At 52.4% G+C, this 22247-nt stretch carries 8 protein-coding genes; 3 read left to right on the top strand and 5 right to left on the bottom strand.

Features of this window, described 5'->3' with window-relative positions; all coding sequences use genetic code 11:
- Window positions 1-507: 507 nt before the first annotated feature.
- The 4 genes from NKF26_RS23240 to NKF26_RS23255 all read right to left on the bottom strand — a co-directional run bounded on the left by NKF26_RS23240 (window position 508) and on the right by NKF26_RS23255 (window position 9787).
- A complete protein-coding gene (locus NKF26_RS23240; protein ID WP_253234953.1) occupies window positions 508-2751 on the bottom strand; it encodes a DNA cytosine methyltransferase in 2244 nt (747 codons plus the stop codon).
- A gap of 281 nt (window positions 2752-3032) precedes the next feature.
- Entirely contained in the window at window positions 3033-3974 is a 942-nt protein-coding gene (locus tag NKF26_RS23245; protein WP_253234954.1) for a phospholipase D-like domain-containing protein, read from the bottom strand.
- Between the two features lie 51 nt (window positions 3975-4025).
- Window positions 4026-5978, bottom strand: coding sequence for a hypothetical protein (locus NKF26_RS23250; protein ID WP_253234955.1), 1953 nt, complete (start codon window positions 5976-5978; stop codon window positions 4026-4028).
- A gap of 8 nt (window positions 5979-5986) precedes the next feature.
- A complete protein-coding gene (locus NKF26_RS23255) occupies window positions 5987-9787 on the bottom strand; it encodes a helicase-related protein (RefSeq protein WP_253234956.1) in 3801 nt (1266 codons plus the stop codon).
- A 266-nt stretch (window positions 9788-10053) separates the two neighbouring features.
- Between NKF26_RS23255 and NKF26_RS23260 the strand changes: the two genes are divergently transcribed.
- From NKF26_RS23260 to NKF26_RS23270, 3 genes are all read left to right on the top strand, one after another.
- Complete coding sequence (locus NKF26_RS23260) at window positions 10054-14118, top strand: TaqI-like C-terminal specificity domain-containing protein (RefSeq protein WP_253234957.1); 4065 nt, start codon at window positions 10054-10056, stop codon at window positions 14116-14118.
- Window positions 14119-14234: 116 nt separating this feature from the next.
- Window positions 14235-17177 (top strand): helicase-related protein, encoded by a 2943-nt coding sequence (locus NKF26_RS23265; protein ID WP_253234958.1) that lies wholly within the window; start codon window positions 14235-14237, stop codon window positions 17175-17177.
- 46 nt (window positions 17178-17223) lie between these two features.
- On the top strand, window positions 17224-18570 hold the full coding sequence (locus NKF26_RS23270) for a DNA cytosine methyltransferase (RefSeq protein WP_253234959.1): 1347 nt from the start codon (window positions 17224-17226) through the stop codon (window positions 18568-18570).
- Between the two features lie 14 nt (window positions 18571-18584).
- Here the strand turns inward: NKF26_RS23270 and NKF26_RS23275 are convergent, their stop codons facing one another.
- Entirely contained in the window at window positions 18585-22070 is a 3486-nt protein-coding gene (locus tag NKF26_RS23275; protein ID WP_253234960.1) for a helicase-related protein, read from the bottom strand.
- Between the last annotated feature and the right edge of the window lie 177 nt (window positions 22071-22247).

The following is a 22247-nucleotide window of genomic DNA, read 5'->3' on the forward strand; positions in this document are numbered from 1 at the left end:
TGCCGTCTCGTCAGCTTCAAGTTCACTAGGCGATTTCGTTGACATGGTCTTCTGGTTGGATTTGGAAGACCGGTGCCGGGTGCTGATACACCCGGCGCGTTTCTACACACGCCCGAGGGCACCGTTCTTCCTACGCCAAACTATGCACTAGTGCATAGTAAAACTACCGGCTTTGCACCAGTGCATAGAATTGAAGTGGGCAAAGGTGCATAGATTGAACTATGTTGAATCAGAAACCGCATGCAATGAGCCGATATCGAGCGATCATGACGGAGACCGATCGAGAGCATATCAGCGGTGAAAGTGATCCCTCGAACCAACAGCGTGATCAGGCCGTCTATCGCGTGAGTAAGCGAATCACAGAGGAACTCCCAAAAGACATTGCTGTGCTAGCCGAGCATCGTCCCGACAAACTCGAAGAACTCCGGCAGATTGTTTGTGAAGAGGTACATCACGATCGGGGAGGACGTTGATCGTACCCACAACTTGAACACGATTTAAACAGAATTAATCGTTAGATGCGGTTTGGGGAGACAGATGTCCCTCAGTAGTCTGTATATTATGGCTGGTATCTTCAGTCAATATCGACTTGAGGGCATCTCCAACTATTTTACCCGCAATCGGTGGTACAGCATTCCCAATTTGTCTGAACCAGCTGGTAAACGAACCAAGGAAAATATATTTATCAGGGAATGATTGTAATCGTGCTGCTTCACGAGGCGTTATTCCGCGGTTTCTCTCTGGATCCGCGCGCTCGGGATCGGGACGCGCGTGTTCGTAGTAATCCGGGAGTACGTACCCGTTCGCGTCCTTTGCAAGATGTGCGACAATCGTGGGAGATGGTTCCGACCATCTGAGCTTTCTGTATTTGTCTCCGAAGCGAGGATTTTCGGCAGTACCAACATCGTATTCGATATACTTGGCGTACTCTCCATCGGAGTTGTATTTAACATCCCATCCCGTATCTCCTGGTTCAAGCCCCTCATCAAAGAGAATTTGATCTTTCTCCATTGGATGTTCTCGTGCTTGATGATTGAAGCAGAGATTAGTTCCATCCAAAATGTTGTTATTCTTCACATAGTCACTTTTACCACCACTTTCCCTTTTGGCTAAAACTCGTCCGCCTTCCCCTCGACGCAATCGGGGAAGACCAGAAAGCCCTTGGCGAATTGAACAGGCCGAATCTGTTGTTGAAAGACTATTGAGGAGGTCATTCACTTCATCTTCACCCTCCACCAAGTCGTCACGAATACCGACTAACAGAACGCGCTCCCGATTTTGCGGGATTCCAAGTCTGGCCAAATCCTGAAGGCAGAAATCAACCTGATATCCTTTTCCTGATCCACCTAGCGCTTCAAGATCTTCAATAACCCAGTCGATGACGCGTATACCAGTATCTCCTACCTCGTTGACCATCCCTTCAACATTCTCCATCACGATCGCTTTGGGACGGAGCTCGTCAACGGCTTCAACGTACTTTGTATACAATGTCGTTCGCTCATCGCCGAGAATGCTGTAGCTTTCATCATTCGCGCGACGAGACCGGTAGCCCGCCTGGGAGAGAGACTGGCAAGGTGGCCCACCCACAATAACATCGGGGTCTTGAACTGCTTCGCGGATACTGGCTGAGAGATTCACCTCACGGATGTCATCACAGATAACGTTTTCATGTGGAATCTCGGGATGGTTCAGTCGATATGTTGCAACTGCATCAGGCTCTATATCGATTGCCCAGCGAATGTCATAACCTGAGCGAGAAAGACCGCAAGATAGGCCTCCTGCACCAGCGAACAGATCGACCACCGTCGGGCCCTCTTGTTCTGATTGTTGCTTCCGAAGGCGATGACTGAGCAGGAACTTTCGGATCTCACACTCTTTCCCGCAGCTATCCGGCCCTGAACTGATAACGTGCGTGGCAAGTGATCTATACAGCGCTGGAATTTGACGGTCTATTAGCTGATCTTCCAGATCTATACGGCGACTCTCAGTCGCTGAGAGTTCTTCAGAAGTGAGCAAGCCTAGTGAGTACAGCAAGTCATCAACGTACGAATCAACCGGCCATATAGGTTTGTCAAACGCTGTCTGGAGAAGCCACCATGCGTCACCTTCTCCGATTCCGGGGATGGTTTTTAGGAACTCAACATACGTGGAATACTGTACGTTAGAGAACCCACAAAGAGTAATGTCATCTGTATAATCCGTCTCTTGGATCCTATCGAGAAGGGAATCCAAACGGGCGACCCTTTCAGAACCAACGCCCTTTCGAGGAGTTGCACTTTGTAGTGCCTCATGTAATTCGTTCGTATCCATTGCAGCGATTTCTCTCCAAGTGCGGTCCTCACGAAGTTTCGCGACAATTTTTCTTGGTACTCGCTCAAAGAACCGTTCTGAAGGCGCGGTAACCTCGCCACCTAAAACAACTGCGGCAACTGCGTCAAGGGGATCATCGCTGCCGGCCAATGGATCTTGACACATACATCTCTGATCATTGGTCTCTCCAACTCGTCGATGTAAGGAAAGGTACCGGCAAATATCCGCATTTGAGGATCGTTTTCGCGCGAGTTTCTCGGGGATAGCACTCGGACAGCCAGTGGGTGGGAATCGTTGGCGCTGCATATGCTCTGCCGTTAATGTGTCGATGAGAAATTCAACATTTTCCAGCAGAAATTGTTTGTGTGATTCACGCTCAGCGGTTGGCGCAGTATCTACTATCGCCAGTGAAGAACCGCGAGACATGACCGATTCAGGCATACCTCTTCTTTCACAGAGGAGTGTTTTAAATCTCCTGGTCACGAGTTGAGGCATCTTCGTGAAACCGCTGGTAACCAAGTTGTTAGGAGAGGAAAAGACATCTACTAGGGGATAGAGAGACGAGATCTCTCTTCAGGGCCCTGTTTTTCAAAGAATGTCCTATCCTGAATTCAAATCGGTGTTACTCTCATCTAGGTCTTCCAATCTGTACAACGAGAACCAGATAGTCTCCGTTGTCTCTTTCGAATAGCTGTGTGTACACAAGAGCGAAGAAAACTCACTCAAACAAGTGAAACCGACGTCGCTGCATCGGAATCGAGCAGGAAGGATATGAGTTCGGAGAATCCGGCAACAGGAGGTCCTTCCAAGAGAATACCGGTTTCCAAGTATTGTTCAAACCCATAATCAGTAACATTCGCACTACCGATATACACTGCCGAGTCGTCAAAGAGGATTACCTTTGCATGGAGGGTGAACGCGGGTATCGCTCCATCTTGGCGTTGCTCTTCCGAAGGAGTACCGGCATCCCACCGAGTATAGTCGACGAATGTAAGGTGCGAAGTATCGATATCTCCCTCGATAGCAGTTTTCGCGAAGGACTTCAATACTGCATAGTTGTAGGACGTAGGATCCGTGAGATATCGAGAGACTACCGTGACATCTACACCACGTTTCATCGCCGTAGTAAGGACCTCCTTAAGGTGGGCAAAGCCATCAGCCTCGAAAAAGGGCACAAGCAGTGTAATCGCCTCATCTGTTTGCTTTACTTGTCGAGTGAGCGTCGGCATAAGCCACGACATTCCAAACGATGTTGGATTCACATTCTCGAATGCAGGATCGGCGGGGAACGTAACCAGTGGTGTTGCTTTGGTTGTCGGTGGTTGGCGTTCTTGGTAGGCAGTAATACTACGAGCGGAGTATCGAGCGGTCTCAAAAATTTGACGGCATGTATTGACACTGACACGGTAGGTGCTATTAGCGATTGTAGTCTCGAAAAGTTCCCGTTCGATAGCATCAGTCCGTGATAATTGGCGAAACACGTCTACTACAGTGGAGATAGAGAGATCTGTTTGACTCGCAATTCCCGTTGGAGTCACCAACTCGTCACGTCCACTAGACAGTACCAAAAGTCCTTCTAGCTGAGATAGAAGTTGCTCGTCACGGTCAACAAGTTCGGCAATTGCGAGTGGCAACCAAGTCGATTCAGATTCGTCGTGAGACATGTTTATTGTATATTTTAGGACCGGCTAGTCAAAGCCGGCGTTGCAAACGTGCTATATCGACCAATATCCTGCGATGTCTTTATCAGTGTTTGGACGACTCCCGAAGAGGTAGTCGCGTGAAAGAACTTGATTAAAGTACGAACAGCTGATCTCGCTGACGTGCAAACAGGATAGACACGCGCCCCCGCGCTGTGAGCAGACCGGATCGTACACACACTCGTTTCCATGGGTTTCGGCCTGGCCGAGAAGGTTATCGAGTTGCTGTTCGACCATCGTATGCATCCCTCCAATGTTGAATTCCTCCCGGTTGTTCGCGTAGATGACAACAGAGAGCGCACGGGGGAAGAGGAACTCACTGAGGTTCGTACGGTCGAATCCGCTGATGGTACTAGCCTGCTTCAACAGGATGTGACTTAGCGTATGGACCAGTTGGAACACGTGCTCTGTGACCTGTTCCTCTACCGAGTCGTCAAGGTTTGTCTGGAACTTCCCGTATCGTTCGACGGGTGCAAGGTGATTGAGTAGGAATGCCCACTGCTCATCAGTCGAGAGCGACTCAATCTCACTTCGGGCGTGCTGTAGTGCAGCGTCGTCACGGCTGCGGATTTCCGGGAGTACAATGTCTCCGTTTACCGCCTTCGGGTCACTCGTCCCGGGGATATTAATCGCGAGCCACAGCAGGATTCGCGCAGGATTGAGGTCGAACTGAACCGCCTCTGTTTCGGACGTGTCGACGAAAATCGGCGTTCCATCCCCGTCACTCGCGCTCTGTGAGAATGCGTTGATCTGTGCTTCAGCTTCCTCACGGCTACCACGAGTGTAACCGTATACGAACGTCTGTACGGGGAAGTCCTCGATGACGCGAACGTCACTAAATCCAAGCGACTCTAGGTCGTCGTGATAGCTGTTGATGCGGTCTGCTTTGTCCGTGAAGCCACGATCCCGAGCGTCCGACTCGAGTTCGTCTAGGGTATCTGTCGTGAGCGACTCGCGGCTGAGGACATACTGAAGTATCTCGTCACCTGCTTCCGTGAGTTCGGAAGTTTCGCCATCCGAATCCAGAGCGAGTGTCTCGCCGAGACACCCTAGAATCGTCTGACTCTCCAATGTTCCTTGCTCACGGAGGTATTCCCTCGCTTGGTCGAGGGTGGTGATGTCGTCATGGGAGCTGTACACCTCTACGACCTTCTCGTCGTCCACCTCCACCTGACCGGTTCGCTGGTGAAGGTTGACGTCTTGGAGCGAGTCCGCTTCGGACAATCCAAATAGCTTTGCAATCGCCCTTTTTGCACCGTCTTCGGAGTTCCGAAGATGGCCGATGCCTGCGGTGTGCAGATTCACGGTTGAGAGGTAGTGGGGGTAGAAGACACTCCCTGCCCGGTGGACCGTTGTGTACATCCCGTCGTTCTCCTCCGCTTCGGGTGCTTGGTAGTCACAGTTACAGTTCTGGTAGTTCCGAATGGGTGTCTCCCACGTACAGTCACCGACCTCACAGCTCCAGTGGAAGTTCCGGACTCGCTGACTGTTACGACGGTTAAGCCTGACGTACTGGTTCCCGTGGGTTGGGCATTTTACCGGGTAAAGGCGACGAATTTCACCACATGTGTGAACGCTCACGAACTGGTACTGCTCGAGGATACCGTCACAGCCGGATCGCTCGCAAGTGAGGTTCGGGTTGCTTTCCTTGACCTCGTCCGCAGTGTAGTACCCGTGGGCTTTGTCGCACTTCTGGCACTCGTAGGTGGTGGGGAACGGCTCAGCGCGAACACCCTCTGGCACGCCGAAGTGATAGTGGTCGGTATTGTTCGAGACGAACCCGTTCTGACCACCGTCCCAGTTTCGGACGCGTGCTAGCACGCGTCCGAGTATGTAATTCTTGCTGACAGTACCACTCGCGTCGCTCGTTTCAAGTCGCGTGGTCTTCCAGATGCCGCGCTGTCCGCTGTAGTCAAACGTGTTCTCGGGCAGGAACTGGTAAAGTACCTGTGACTTGCTACGTTCCATTGACATTGTTATCGATTGTTGTAGGTGCTAAGGAGGTCCTTGTATTTCCACTCGGGCTGAATCGGGAGCTGTTCATCGACGTCGCGGAGGCTTCTCATCGGTGAGCTCGGGAGTCGTCCGCTCGTCCACTGTCGGTCACTCAGCTGGACTTCGGAGATCGCACTGCGAGTTAGCTGTCTAACGTTGTCGCTGAACTCCGGTGGGACCTCCGAACCACCGTACATGTCTACGAGAAGGTTCTCGATGTCGACGTCATCCACCGTCGAGAGGAACTCTTCGGCACGGTCACCGAAGTACATCATTTCTCCTCCGTCGGTGTACATGTAGTGGTTGAGCAGGAGCGACATAAACAGCCCCGACTGCGTCCGCTTGACGCTGTTCTTCGCCCACCGGTTCACCGAGACAGGCTCAACGAGTCGGTCAAGGAACTGGTGGTACTTCTCGAAGAAATGGTAGTGGCTCAGGTCGCGTTCCCGGATGGGATGAAGAATGTTGAACACGAGACCGGGATGTGCACGACCAGCCCGGGAGCTAGACTGGATGTACTCGGCAGTGGCGCGTGGCATTCCGAAGAAAACCATCATGTTGAACCGGTCAACGTCCACTCCGTGGCTGATCATGCTGGTGGCCGTCACCGTGTTAGGACGGTACGCGAGTAGCCAAGCGAGCCCCTCCCGAACTTCGGAGGACGCCGCGCGAAGGGCGACCCGGAACTCCGTCCGCGAAGTTCTGTCCTCGTCGAGTTCCGCCGCAAGGACATCACGGAGTTCCATAATGTCCGGGATTACCTCTTCGTCGACGAGATCGTCGTCTGCAAGGCTGTGCAGAAGGTCTTCATCCTCTTCCTCCTGCCACGGATCGTCGAGCTGGTCCAGAATCGTCTGGACATCCTCGAAGGGTGTCCCACCAGTCATACGCTCTGAGTTGAGTGGCGGACGACCCTCTCCACGGAAGTAAGCGTTTAGCTGGCTGACGAACGATTGATCCAGCCGGTCACCATCCTTCTTCGATAGCAGGTAGGTCAGGCTCGTGCTGTAGAGCGTGAGTATGTCGATGATTTCCGCGATAGAGTCCGTGGACAGCGACTCGCTGGTGTCGGTCCCCTCCAGTGCGACGCCCGTGAGGAGATCTTCTGGCGACTCCATCGCCATCAGGAAGAGGTCTTGGACCTCTTCGTGAAAGCTAAAGAGGACGTCGATTATGGAGTTAATGTGCGTCTTTCCATGCGGGATGAGCCCCATGTAGTAGCGCTGCGTCTCGGGCTGTTCCATCGCGTAGAAGTTCTCGCGAAGGAAAGGCCCCGGTGACGGGAAGCGCTCTGCGGGCCGAAGGAACAGATGGTACACTTGGTCCTCGTACGCTGTAATCGTCGCCGTGGGTGCAAGCACCTTGGTCTTTCCAGCATCGACGATCTCTTGGAGCGTCTGGACGCCCGTCTCGTAGTGCCCGTCGAAGCTTCCTACGCTCTCCTCGAGCAGATGGAGTTCGTCGGGGACCATCAGAGATGGCGCCGGGTCGTACACCTCTATCGGCGATGCCGTCAACTCGAATTCATCCTTGTCGGTGTCACAGCCGTACTTCTCCGTACACTCACCGAGGCTGGCGAAGCCGTGTGTCGGACACTCGTACTCCATCTCTCCGGTCAGGATGTGAGCCATCTTCCGCTGGTACCCGATTGCGGTGATCTTGTCGATGGTCCCGGCGAGGATGCTCGGCGCGTAGCGGTAGAGTTCGTTATCGACGACGTGGATCGGGAGTTCGTCATCCGCGTATACCTCTTGGGACGTGGTCTCGCGTTTCTGCCAGTCGCACTCGAAGGGGTTCCCGGTGCAAACGTGTGCGAGCCGGATGTCGTCCGTGACTCGCATCTCGACCCGGGCGCCACAGGCCGGACAGCCCGGAACAACCTTCGCCTCCTCCCGGAGGCTCTCATCCTGCTTATACCGGGTGTAGTTGTCGTTGTTGTAGCCCGTAAGCGCGTTCGGTGTGTTCTTCTTCCCGACGAGGAAACCGACACTGAATGGGCGAGACGGACGGGTACCGATGTCGGCCTGGTCACGTCGGACAAGGTCGGCGTACATGATAGTCTCCGACATCCGCTGGAGTTGCTGGAGCGACAGGAGCCGGAGCGGGAATCGCGTCCATGTCGTCACTCCGAAGTGCTTGCCGCGGATGCGGTCGAAGAACATGTTCCAGACGGCAACACCAAAGAACGCCTCGGACTTCCCGCCGCCAGTCGGGAACCATAGCACGTCGACGACGTCGAGGGCGCCTTCGGCCTCCTCGAATCGCTCAGAGAGGTCCTTCTCGTCACGCCAGCTGATTTCGTCCCATTCCTCATACTCGCGCCCCGCGATGTCGGGGACGAGCATGACGATGAACACGAGCTGGAACAGCCGCCACGTGTCGAAGTCGTGCATCCGATCCATGGACTCGTTCATCAGTTCGAATGCGCGACCGACCGTGTCTGGATGTTCACGAAGTACGCGGATACCACGGCGGAATCGGACAATTTCGCGCTCGAATGCGGCTTTGTCTTCCTCGAAGTCCTCGCGGTCAGCGTCCGTCCAGTCGCCGCGCTTGCGATATTCAGTGAGGGCTTCCGGGTAGGCGGTTTCGAGGTATGTGTCCATGGCGTCCGCGACCGATTCCAATACCTCGTATCCGCCACCATGGAGATCTGCGAGTTCGCTGAACGCGGGGTTCACATCTCGATCAGCAGACTCGTAGACTAGCTGCCGGTACTCGGGGATGAAGTCCGTTCGGAGATGGTTCGTGTGCGGGTCCGCACGAGGCGCTGATCGACCAGGAGTGGCATCGCCAAGTGTCTCCACGTAGTTGGGGGCGTTGATTGTGCAGTTCCGTCCGTGTCCCCACAGGTCCCGGTTGTAGCGGAAGTCCTCTGGGAGAGGATCAAAAGTAAAGGGAGTGAACTCGACGCCACCGTTTGCTCTGAGGTCAAGCTGAACCTCGAACAGCGTTGGGTCACGGAGCGTGTAGACGTAGTCCCGCTTCGACTGCGTGCCGGTGTTCGTGACCTCGATGTCGAGCAGGAGTTCGTCGCCGTTGCTCTCCCGATCCTCGGTGGCAGTGATCTCTACCGACAAGTCCCAATCTGGTATCGCCGGCGTGCCGTCCCGTTCCTCGAGATACTCGTTGAACTTGGACTCGTTCTCGAGTACGTAGTTCGGAACGTCTTCGTCGGGTTTCTCGTCCCCGTTGTCGAGGTAGATGTCGTCACGTGCTGCAGCCCGCTCGCGAACATCGTCCACGGCGGTTCGAATCGCTTCGGTGGCACGCTCCCGAACGATCTCCGGGGTCGTCCGAGTCCCGCCGGAGATAGCCTCGTAGTGTACATCGATCGGCGGCACCTCCAGTTCGAGGCGTTCGAAGACCGGAAGAAGCGTGGTGTTTTCGATTTCGTCGTCGTCACGATCTGCCAACGAGACGTATTCCTCGCGGCGGTCCATCTCCTCGTAGGTCGGGTTCACACGCACCCACACGCTCCCCGTGATGTCGATGGAGATCGTGTCACTCGCAGACCCGTTTCGGATGCGAGTCATGGTGCCGATAGCGGTGGGTTCCATCTTCGACTGGAGGTCGTCATCACTGTCTTCGAGGTCGCTGTTCTCTTTGGGGGCAAGTGCCCCGGCGAAGAATTGGTCGCTCGGGGCGTCTCGCTTGACCCGCGCGTCCTCGCCGTCGAGGTTACCGCTCACCCGGTCAGTGATGCGTTTTCGGAGATGTCGTGCGATGCGTTCCTCGTCGTCCGGAGGACCGTCGTCCGGTTCAGGATGGGCCCCTGTCATGTTTCGCCTAGCGACACTTGGGGCCACCCACTTATACTTTCGCCTCAGACCAGCACCTTAAAATTTATAAAATAGGTGCTGGTCTGAGATTTTAACGACGTGCGCGAGAGCGCGGCGCGTGCTCGCTGCGCATGTGCACGCAAGCACGCGGGAAAACTCGGCAACAATAATTGCCAGAAGAGCTTCATCAAATATTATATGTCAGTAGTGTCCCTATGCGAGTATCACCAGATGGCGCTTTCTTAGCGGCATCTTGACAACCACGCATGGCTCAGCAATCTCATCCATACCGCACGAACCGAGATCTCTTCTCAAACCACTATCTCACGGAACACCTACGGCAGACCGAACCCTGGCAGGACGTCGACCAGGACGAGGTCCGTGATACATATGAAGAGATTCGCAAACTCTGGGAAAAGAAACAAGAGCGAGTTGATGACTATAATGAAGCACAGTTAGAACGGAACTTCATCCGCCCTATTTTCGATATTCTCAATATCCCTTTCGAGATCGAAGAGACAGTTAAGCGAAATGCACGTCGGCCAGACTACGGATTTTTCTCTAGTGAGGATGCTGCGGACGCTGCGTTCGATCGAGACGACTTCTACGAGGAGGCAATTGCCGTCGCGGACGCCAAGCGCTGGGGGCGGAAGCTCGACACACGTGGCGAAGAGAAGCGCGACTTCGAGAACCCGAGCTACCAGATTCACGCCTATCTCCAAGAAACGCCAGTTCAGTGGGCTGTCCTAACCAACGGGAAGCAATGGCGACTCTATTACGGCCCGACTAGCCACCGACTGGACTCCTACTACGAAATCGATCTGCCGGAACTCCTCCGAGATGTTGAGGAAGATGGTAAGTTCGAGGATTTCAAGGACTTCTATCTCTTTTTCCGGCAGAAGGCATTCCTCGCCGACCAGTCTGGGAATTGTTTCCTCGACGAGGTCTACGACGAGTCGAGTGTCTTCGCGGAAGCGATTGGTGAGGACCTCCAAGACAACATCTACGATGCAATTCGCGTCCTTGCGCAAGGATTCCTCGATTCGAACGACGATCTCGACGAGGACGACTTGCCGTTAATCCACGACAGTTCACTCATCTATTTGTACCGCCTCATATTCGTCCTGTATGCCGAGAGCGAAGGACGGGATCTCTTACCTACAGACAACGAAATCTACAGCGAGAGCTACGGTCTAAACGAACTGAAACGGGAAGTCGCTGACAAGCGCGACGAGACCCAACAACACTACCAAACTTGGCAGACGAACCTCTGGGATACGCTAGGGGAACTTTTCGTTCTCATCGACCAAGGGAGCCAAGGGAAGAATATTCCGAAGGATCAGCTTTACATTCCCGCCTACAACGGTGGTCTCTTTCGAACAAACCCTGACCCAGACGACAATAAAGAGACCCGATTCCTCGCAACACACGAGGCTGACGACGCCCACCTCGCAGAGGTAATCGATCTCCTGACTCGCCGTGACGCAGACGAGGGTGACGGTCAAGTCTTCGTCGATTACTCATCGCTTGACGAGCGTCACCTTGGGTCGATATACGAGGGGCTGCTTGAGTACCAGCTGGACGTTGCTGACGAGCCATTGACGGTTGAGGACGGTGAGTACTCACCTGCCGTCGATGATGACGAAGTTGCTGTTGAGGAAGGCGACGTGTACCTTCGTACGGATGATGGTGAGCGAAAGGCCACCGGCTCATACTACACGCCAGAGTATGTCGTCGAATACATCGTCGACGGGACGCTCGGGCCACTCGTCGACGATATACGAGAGGACTTGGTCGGAACGGAGTCGTATCATGAGGGTGGCTTTGCCGGGGAGTTCGCTGAGCGCGTGTTTGATCTGAAGGTACTTGATCCAGCGATGGGCAGCGGGCATTTCCCCGTTAACGCGGTGGACTACCTCGCACGAGAGATCATCGATGCACAAGAGCGGCAGGACCAGCAGGCAGTCAAGAGGGGTGATGAAGAAGCAATTAGCGAACCTCGGACTGAAGAAGGAGAACTCCGAGACATCAATTGGGCCCGCCGCAAGGTGGCACAGCGCTGCATCTTTGGAGTTGATTTGAACCCACTTGCTACAGAACTTTCAAAAGTTTCGCTGTGGCTACGCACGCTTGCCGCTGAACAACCGCTAGCGTTCCTTGATCACCACCTTAAGACAGGGAATTCACTAGTAGGTTCAGACGTAACCGAGGTACTCTCAAATGATACTGAGACAAACTCTGGACAATTAACCCTTCAACAGGCATTAGACCGTGTCCGTCAGAATACATTAGAGCATGTAATGAACCGGATGAAAGAGTTGCTTGAGATCGATAATGAGACACTCGAAGATGTTAAATCGATGGAAGAGATATACGCGAAAATCCGCGAGGACCCATTTTATAGGCGTTTGTTTGAGTTAACAAACGTGCATACCGCTGAACAATTCAATTTGGATGTTCCAGAGAAGGCTTATGAACAAATGGCTCAAGCAATCGACGACGAAAACAAATGGATTGCTATACGAGAGAAAGACTGGTTCCAAACAGCGCAGGAAATGCATGAAGAGATGTCCTTTTTCCATTGGGAACTTCAGTACCCAGAAGTATTCTTCGACAATGAGGGTAAAATACAGGAAAATGCAGGATTTGATGCAGTTATTGGAAACCCACCTTACAGAGCGTTAGCACATGGTAGAAGACAAGAAGCCGCTGATGAGGATCTTCAAAAGTATCTCAGAGATAAATACCCTGAAGCATCCGAGTACAACCAAAATCTTTTCACCATATTTATTGACGAATCGACCCATTTGATGACCAAAGGAGGAATCTTTGGCATGGTTGTGCCAAATACCCTGTTAACTAATTACTACTTTAAAAATATAAGAAATAAGATACTCGCCGAATTTGAGATCGCAACTGTAGTTGACGCAGGCATAAGGGTGTTCGATGAAGTGGAAACCGGTGGAGTAACAATTCCAATAATAAGGAATACCAAACCAAATGAATCCTCAAAAGTATCAATAGTTCGTCTTGATGAGGATAGGGATTTTGAGGTGGTTGATAGCGTATACCAAGATAAGTATCAAGATATTCCATATCAGAAAATATTACTTGAGCCTTCAAAGCTAGGTGTCTTGTCGAAAATACAATCTGTGAATTCTACAATAGGGGAAGAATCTACAATGTATGCGGGAATTGTTTCCGGTGATAATGAAAAGTATTTATCAGATTCTGCGACTGAACCAGAACATGAAAAAGTAGTTAGAGGACGTGATATCACCAGATACAACATTAAATGGAATTCTCTTTACATCTATTTTGACGAAGAAGAACTCTATAGTAACACAGATAGGGATATGTTCGAAGCAGCACCAAAGATCCTAATGAGACAAACAGGAGACCATCTAATCGCTGCGGTTGATTCTGAAGGAATCTACAGCTTAAAAACAACTCATTTAGTAATACCTGATGAGATAAATCCTTATTACATCGCTTCATGTTTGAATTCAAATGCCTTGAACTGGTATTATCAACAAATCGTCCCTGAACAGGGAAGAACTTTTGCAGAAGTCAAAGCAGTAAATGTTAAACAGTTACCCATACCTGCGAAGCGGAGTAATATCACTATAGATGGACCAGAGGACACGGGAATAAATGGCAATGTCGAAGAAACCCTTACAAAACTAGCAAAGAAGATGGAGAAATATAAAAGGAGCAGGAAGAATCTGAACCTTAACTTACTCGACTATTTTGGCTCCTACTCCAACGGTCAAACACTCGCTGGGATCGGTTTCAATCAACCACCCAAAGGAATGTCTGACTCGATACTAGAACTGACTGCTGAGGATCGCGAAAATCTACGGATTGGTGCAGGCAAGGTCATCCGTGAATCACCGACGTCTATCGAAGTTCGACTTACAGCACGTTATAAACCCAAAGAAAATGACGAATTCGAAACAGACCAATGGGGCTATACAGAGACTGATCCTCTTCCAGCGCTAAAGATCTCTGATTTGACCAAAGACGAGGCAGACCTGATTGAGGTGTTCTTACCCGTTGCTCTCGATAAAGCAGGTGGCTTCGCTAACTTCCGCGAGACTGCCACCAAGACGAATTCACTTGTTGATCGAATTCGAAAACTCACCCTTCCCGCCGTTGATGATGTTCGTGGGGGACTAAGGAACTATCTTGAGACAAGAACACACGCCGAAGAAATTGATGCAAAGATAGAGAGAACGGATCAAGACATCAATGAAATTGTTTATGAACTCTTCGAACTTACGGAGGAGGAAATCGAGAAAATTGAAGAAGTTAGCAATGAAGCACCCTGATTCCCTCCACCAATTGATGCAATCTCATCAAGAGATAGAGGTTGTTCCATATCACCCCCTGAACGACATAGCGACAGACAAAAATCAAAAACATATCAATTGGGAACTATCGACAGATGTCTGAATGTGAATGCGGCTTCAATGTGGGTGACCGCGTTAGCTTTGCGGGCGGTCAGGGAGAGGTCGCGAAGGCCAATCATCGGCCAACCGGTCAATGTCTGCTGACTCTTCTGACCGATTCCGGCCAAGAAAAGCGTCCGAGTGCCGTCGTCGAGAAGGTTGAAGGAAGCGATTCGTTGCTCGCAAAGCGCGAGTTCGATACACCCGAGCGATTCAATCTCCGTGCTCAGGCCGCGGAACTCGACCTCGCCCACCGGCAGGACCGGTTCGTTGCCCTAGAAAGCAGTCGAATCGACATCGCGCCCCACCAGGTGAAAGCCGCCTACGACATCCTCACGTCGTACGACCACCGCTACTTGGTCGGTGATGAAGTCGGGCTTGGCAAAACCATTGAGGCAGCAATCGTCATCGAAGAGCTCGCTGCCCGAGGTCAAGCCGATAGAGTTCTGATTGTCGCACCCGCACCGCTCACGACTCAGTGGCAGGAGGAACTCCGCGAGAAGTTCGACAGCAATTACGTCGTGTACGACCGGGACTACGTCGATGCGAAGCGGAACGCCCATCCCACAATGAACGTCTGGACGCACGATGATCATATCATCACGTCCATTGACTTCGCTAAGCAGGAGGATATGCTCGCAGCGCTCGACAATCTGGAGGAAGAGTGGGACATTGCAATAATCGACGAGGCTCATCACCTCACAGCACGCCGTGAGGGAAAACGCGGTGTTGACAGGACGCAGCGCTACCGGGTTGGTAAAGCGGTGTCAGAGACATCGGATGGGCTTATCTTCCTGACCGGGACTCCCCATAAGGGGAAACGTGATCAGTTCTATTTCATGATCTCTCTACTCGACCCGTATCGATTCCGCGACGAGCATGACGTCAACAAGGAGGGTCTTCGGGACCTGATGATCCGCAGGCTGAAGGACCAGATGTACGAAGCCGACGGTTCGAAGATGTTCCCGGAGAAGAACATCAAGACGTTGCCAGTCACGTTCTCACCCGCGGAGCGTGAACTCTACGAGAACGTCACCGAGTACATCACTGAACACTACAACCTCGCCCATCGCGAGGACAACGACACCGCGGGATTCGCGATGGTGCTCTACCAGAAGCGCCTCGTCTCATCAATTCACGCGATCCGGAAGTCACTCAAAAACCGGATGAAGTCCATCCAAGCCGGAGGTGCAGACCCGAACGATCTCTCTCAGATCACCAAGAGCCTGCTACCCCAGTATCGCGAGGACCCGGAGATGCTGACCGACGCCCAGCGCGAGAAGGTAGAGGAGGAACTTGGAGGAGTTGCGGCGTCGAGTGACCCGAAGAAGATCCAAGAGGAACTATCGATTGTTCGAGATCTGTACAACCAAGCCAAAGCCATCGATGTCGACAAGAAAGCTGAGCAGTTGCGTGATTTTGTTGACGGTGTCCTAGCCGAAGAACCGGACGAGAAGGTACTCGTGTTCACCGAGTACACAGACACTTTGGAGTACCTCCGTGACCGGGTGTTCAGTGACCACGACGTTGCGCAGGTCTACGGCGATCTCTCGCAGCAGGAACGTCAACGACAGATGAAGAAGTTCGAGGAGGATGCGAACATTATGCTAGCAACGGATGCTGCCCGCGAGGGGCTGAACCTCCAGTTCGCGCACATCATGGCCAACTACGATCTCCCGTGGAACCCAACGAGGATTGACCAGCGGATTGGTCGACTCCACCGGTACGGCCAAGACCGGACGGTGGAGATCCGAAACTTGTTCGTCGACGACACGCGGGAGAGCGACATCCTCGAACTACTGATGAACAAGCTCGATGAGATCGAAGAAACCCTCGGAATGAGTTCCGACGTGCTGGGACTCATTCTGGAGGACGTCAACCTCGAAGACCAGATCATGACGGCGATCGCCCACCCAGATGGGTCAACGGAGATTGCAACAGACATAGACGCGATTGTCGAAGATCAGGAAGAGGCAGTCAGACGGGTTGACGAAGAGCTGCTCATCCGCGATCGATTCGACCTGAGCGAACAGGACAGGGAGATACTCGACGTCATAGAGGAGAGTGCTGAGGACACGATCAGCGAGGCGGACGTAGAGTACCTCGTCAGGACTGTCTGCAACGAGTTCGGTGGCAGCATCGTGAATGTCCGGTCAGGTCCTGCCGATGATGGTGGTGACGTGTTTGACCTCGTGGTCCCTGACCTGATCTCGGGAGGCGAGGTGAAGGAGCGTTACGATGGTGCAACGTTCGATCGGGAGAATGCAGTCGCTGATGAGGACTTGGAGTTCATTGCTCTCGACCATCCGGTCGTCCAGTTAATGATGCAGTACTGTCTCGACACCGATGCAATCGGGGGACAGACAGCGGTTCTGACCGGAGGTCGCGATCTGGATACACCGGGCTTGCTCTGTCACTTCCGAGTTGGATACCTTTCGGGAACTGGAGACACCGTCACCGAACGTCTCGTCCAAGTGTACGTGACCCGCGACGGACATACAATGACCGGCAAGGTCAACCTCACCGGTGGACTGCCACCGTCCGTAGTCGACGACTATCCTGCCATCGATGCGATTACGGCCAGCGCCGATGAACTCTTCGAACGCGCCGAAGGGGTTGCCTGGGAAGTCATCGAAGATCTGGCTGACGAAGCACGCGAGGAAAGAGAGCGGGAAGTGCGAATTCGACGCGAACACACACAGAACTACTTCGAGTACCGGATCAAGGACCTCGAGGAACGTATCCAGCAGTACGAGGAGCGTGGTGCAAAGCCGGATGAGGACATGGGAGTCGTTATTGCGAAAGCTAAGAGCGAACTTGAGAGCTTGCGTGACGAGCGTGACGATGCACTGGCCCGACTCGAAGAAGAGGGGCAGGTGATTCCCGACGAACCGGAACTCGTCAATATGGCCGCCGTCATCGACGCTTTTGAGCACTGAACACAGGTCCAAACTGCTTTACTCATCCCTATTCATGTCCCAAACAATGGAAATGCGGCCATCGGCTATTGACCTGTTCTGTGGTGCTGGAGGACTCACGCAGGGTCTTCGAAGCGCGGGATTCGATGTACGCTGGGCGATAGACAACGATGCTGCTGCCGTAGAAACCTACCGACGGAATCACGGTGATCACGTAATCGAAGCCGATATCCGAGAATCCGAACCTGCGACGGACGGACCGGACATCGAGCCGGGTGCACTTGACCTTGTAGCAGGTGGCCCACCTTGTCCCTCATTTTCTACCATCGGTCGAGCAAAACTCGGTTCGCTAGAAGACAGATCGGCCAAGGAAGACGACCGAAACGTCCTCTATCAGGACTTCCTCCGGTATGTTGATTATTTCGAGCCGACTGCCTTCGTCATGGAGAACGTCCCAGGATTGCTCAGTGATACCGCTCTCATTGAGACAGGTACAATTCAGCAGTCGCTCCTGACCGATTCAGCATCCCATAGAAACCCAGTTGGTCGGGAGACACCTGTTCCCGAGATTATTCTGGAGGAGATGGAGGCACTCGGCTATCACGCGGACTGGGAGGTCGTCGATTCAGCCGACTACGGAGTACCACAGCATCGAAAGCGTGTCTTCTTCATTGGAATTCGTGACGAGGGAGATCTCCCTAAACTCGATCAGTGGAAAACCCATCGTGAACCTAAAACCGAGCAAGAGCGAGAAATGCAGATTCGGAAAGGTCCCAGTGCATTCAAAGAATCATCCCAGACCACGTTTGGTACAGAGCCAGCAATCTCCCAATTCGATGCTAACGACACCAGTAGACAGCCATACTTGACTGTTGCCGACGCAATCATGGACTTACCTCCGGTTTCGCCTGGAGGTGAGATGCCACCTAAAAAAGCGACTGAATACACACTCCCCCCAGTTTCACCGTACCAAGAGTGGTTACGTGACATTCCCGAGGACGAAGAGTGGGACGACCAAGTACTACGAAACCACAGTTGCCGGTGGCACAATCATCTCGACCTCTCGATTTACAAACTGCTCGGGCATGGTGTTGGATGGACTATCGGAGATGTGAGTCAAGAGCTTCAGCCCTACCGGGACGATGTCTTCCCGGATAAGTACAAGAAACAGGACCCTACAAGACCTGCCTCGACTATTCTCGCGCATATTCAGAAGGATGGCCACATGTTTATTCATCCCACTGAAGCCCGATCGCTCACTGTCCGGGAAGCTGCACGGTTACAGTCATTCAGAGATTCCTACTGGCTTCCGGAGAGTAGGACGAATGCATACCGGCTTGTCGGGAACGCCGTACCACCACGGCTAGGGCACGCAGTGGGACACGCCATTAAAGAAGAAGTTCTAGAGTACTAGCTGTGGCGTGAAATCTACGTAAGGAGCCGCTGGATACGTTCGTATCGGCGCTCAGCTGGTATTGACTGATCCGCATAGACCAATTCTCGAGCCAATATGACTTGCCAGTACGCATCTGGAACGACCTGAAATAATTGAACATTGCAGAGGAGTTCTCCATCACGAAGTACTGCGTCGACAGCTTGGTCGGTACTGCATAGACCCACTGATACATCGCTGTCGAAGCTTTGTAGGTGTTCACTCAAGCGCTTCTTGAATTCAGTGAGGGAATCCCCATCGGGCAGTGATGCTTGCGATGAGGCGCACCAGACTTCATACTCACCCACTGCTATGGACTCGAAACCATCGAGGGAAGTGGCCCATCCAGATGGTCGAAAGAGCCGTGCAGCGGATTTGAGATCGCCTACATCGCCAATCGCGGCATGAGATGAGACGAAGGTTAGATGTGACGATCCGTCTTCAATCGCGTCGGGGATGTCGCTCAGCGAAGAGATATCTTGGGCTTCGAGCGCAGGAACTGACCCGGTTACGAAAGCGGCATTTACCAGCTCGGGTTCGTCAGGAATGATCTGCCGTTCACGATCGAGGCGTTCCTGCTCTTGGCTCCATTCCTCCTCGAGCTTTCGTATTTCAGCTCGCGTGCTATCAATTGCCACCTGCATGTCCTTCTCGGTGTCAACAGCGTCCTTTTCATATTTACGGAGCCGATCCTCATATTTCCGAATCTGATGCTGGAAGTACCGCTTTGCATGCTGTTCCTTGACTTCGACTTCTTGGGCTCGTTCGTCCCGGACTCCGTCAATGAGTCCCTCGACAGCGATTGTGGCTTCTTGGCGCGCTTGGTCCAGAAACTCACTGGCGCTCCTTGCTATTTCGTCCGTTTTCAAGCCAGTATTTGCCGGCTGTGCAGGCAGTACACCGACTATTGAGGGAGGGTCTACGTGCACCTTCCCTTGGACATCAATGTAAACGTGCGTATAGTCCTCGGTGGGAACCTCACCATCACCACTCACATAGCCGAGTCGGAAGGTAGCGAGAATGCCTGGTGCTATTGATGGATTCTGTGCAACCAGTGCAGCGACCTTTCCATCGATCCAGTCGCCGTCTAGGCAGTATTCAGTAATCGACTGAACGAGCGGATGGTTGAGCGAGATCAGTTCTGCATTTGGCTCACCCAAAGCAACTGTCCGCGAGAACGTGACGTTCTGGTATCGTTCCTCTACTTCCGTATTCATCGAAATGATGTCGGGTACGTCCAGTTGTAGAAGTGGAGATGATGAATCGCTGGCGGGACGGCTGCTCACGACACGACCACCAAATTCTATGCAGAATTCCCGGACGAGCTGCTCGATATCATCCTCACTGATTGGTTTTTCTTCACTAAGGTCGATTATGTTCTCTATTGCTTCATGGTCCTCGGCATCGAACTTATCACGGATCAGAAATTCCCGCTCGATTTTCTCGACAGCCTCTTTTCGTTCCTCAACGGCAGCCTCGATCTCTTGTTTTACCGCATTGGAGCTTCGCTCTCCAGTCACCGCATCCATGATCGCAGCCTCAACATCGTAATCATCAAGGATTGTTCCAAGTACGTCAGACCGCATTCCTATATCCGATTCAATCTGATCGATTTTATCCACCAGCAACTGGAGGATATCGCTCTCCCTAGTATCCTTAACAAATAGATTATAAATCTGAACCGTCTGTTCCTGTCCGTATCGGTGGAGCCTGCCCATCCGCTGGTCAATTCGGATGGGATTCCAAGGGAGGTCGTAATTCACCATAATGTGCGCGAATTGAAGATTCAGTCCTTCTCGGGCTGCATCCGTTGCCAGTAGAATATTAGCATCCTCTCGAAATGTTTTGATTGCCTCACGTCTCGCTTCCTGATCCATTTGACCGCTAATTTCTACAGTCGAGTACCCAGACAGAACCTCGTCGCGAAGGTATTCCAGAGTGTCCGTGTACTCGGTGAATAGTAGAATCTTCTCGCTAGAATCCTCTGTGAGAACCCGGTCAATGAATTCACGGAGTCGCTGGCCTTTGGAATCGACACCGATATTGTTTGCCGCGGCGATTAACTGCTCTAACACATCGGCTTCTGTTTCTACGGTATCGTCTACAGTCTGCAACCGTGAAGAGATATCCTTCTCTACCGCTGTTTTTTCGTCAAGATCGTCTAGTCGATTTTGCAGTGACTGGGCGATAGCTCTGATCGACGAGACGAGGCGCTTCTGGTAAATCACCATCGTGAATCCAGCTGCATGCCTATCGGATTCGGCGTTGGCCGTATATACTGCCGAAATGTATTCCGTCAGATCGTCGTACAACTGTCGTTCGGCGACAGTTAGTGTGACAGGTAGTGTTGTGATCTCACGGCTCGGAAACATTGGTGTTCCGTCTGATGCAATCATACTTTCATCTGTCTTTGTTCGCCGAATCATCAGATTCTCGAGCTCCTCGGGAGTGATATCTGCCGGGCCTCGGAACCGGTAAGGGTCGAGTAAACGGAGAAGGTGAAAGAACTGATCAGGTTTGCCTTTGTGAGGCGTTCCCGTTAGAAAGAGAAGTGCATCAGTGTCTCCGGCTACAGCCTCTGCAACACGGTAACGTGCGACTCGATCGATACCGTCGCTTGTCTCACGGGCCGTCAGGTGATGTGCTTCGTCGAAGACGACAATATCCCAATGCTCTTCCAGTTTGCGCAGATCGTTGAGCATGTCCTTCTGCTTCGCGAAATCTATGGAGACGACAATCTTGTCTTCATGCGTCCAGACATTTGTTCCTGGATGGGCCTTGTGCAGCGTGTCGACGTATCCACGGTCGTATGTCACATACTCTCGTCCGAACTTGGTTTTCATCTCCCGCTGCCATTGATCTCGAAGCGATGCGGGGGTGATTATCAAAACTCGGTCTGCTCGATCGCGAGCAATCAACTCCTCAATGACGATGCCCGCCTCGATAGTTTTTCCGAGACCGACCTCATCGGCAATCATGAACCGAGGTTCGTATGCAGTTAGTATTCGGTGTGCAGCATCGACCTGATACGGTTCAATTCGAATCCGATTCCCAGATAGAGAGAGGAAACGGTTCGATCGATACGCTAAGCTTAAACGGACAGCTCGTTCACGAAGACTAAATCGGACCGGGTCATCGAATTCCCCCGCAGCAAGACGATTAGGAATAGAACGTCCGGGTTCAATGCCTGCCAGATCGGCGGGAACCTTTTTTAGATTGTCATCCTCAGTACGGAGGTAGAGCAAGTCTGGACGGTTCTTGCGTTCCTGTACGGACACCACATAGGCTCGACCGCCAAGGAACTCAACATAGTCACCTTCTTCCGCTTCCTCCAGTTTCCGCACCATTGGAAGGTCTGATGAAATGTTGCGAATAGATCCGTCAGTGGTGAGAACTTGGAGGTTTTGGCCTTCAACGGCAATTACATTTCCTTCACCGCCATAGAATGCTACTTGATCTCCGATGTCAAATTGAGATGACATTCTTTCCTATTTCTTCATTTGTATTTCCAGTATATTGTATTTGCGGTAGTATAACAAATGGCAGAGGCAAATAGTAGACAATAAGGTTGACTCCACGGCGTTGGGAGTGAGCTCAGACGTGGTGACGATGGCTACAGAAGAACCAATAGTACGAGTAGCAGGTATACAATTGACATA

It is taken from the genome of Haladaptatus sp. AB618, assembly GCF_024136965.1.
Classification (GTDB): domain Archaea; phylum Halobacteriota; class Halobacteria; order Halobacteriales; family Haladaptataceae; genus Haladaptatus.